This window comes from Oceanimonas marisflavi, from assembly GCF_003049725.1.
Taxonomy (GTDB): domain Bacteria; phylum Pseudomonadota; class Gammaproteobacteria; order Enterobacterales; family Aeromonadaceae; genus Oceanimonas; species Oceanimonas marisflavi.
In genome coordinates, this window is the sequence record NZ_QAGM01000077.1 from 1 (window position 1) to 336 (window position 336).

Annotated in this window: 1 protein-coding gene; it reads left to right on the forward strand. The window is 66.1% G+C overall.

What is annotated here, in order from left to right; genetic code table 11:
• Positions 1-336: VCBS domain-containing protein (locus DA373_RS16155; RefSeq protein ID WP_198650344.1), on the forward strand; the 336-nt coding region annotated here is incomplete at both ends.

Below are 336 nucleotides of genomic sequence, written 5' to 3' on the forward strand. Positions count from 1 at the left end.
ACAGCCACACCTTTGCCATCACCAACCCGCCTGCCGAGGGCAGCGTGGTCAACCACCACGACGGCAGCTTCGGCTTTGATCCGGGCACGGATTTTCAGGATCTGGCCGAGGGCGAAACCCGCCAGGTCAGCTTCACCTACACCGCCACCGACAGCGCCGGGGCCACCAGCAACGGCGGTACCGTCACCATCACCGTCACTGGCGTCAACGACGCGCCGGAGGTCTCGGCGGTGAGCGTGGCCGCCACCGAAGACGGCAATGCGGTCACCGGCAACTTTGTGGTCAGCGATGCCGACGGCAGCGACAGCCACACCTTTGCCATCACCAACCCGCCTG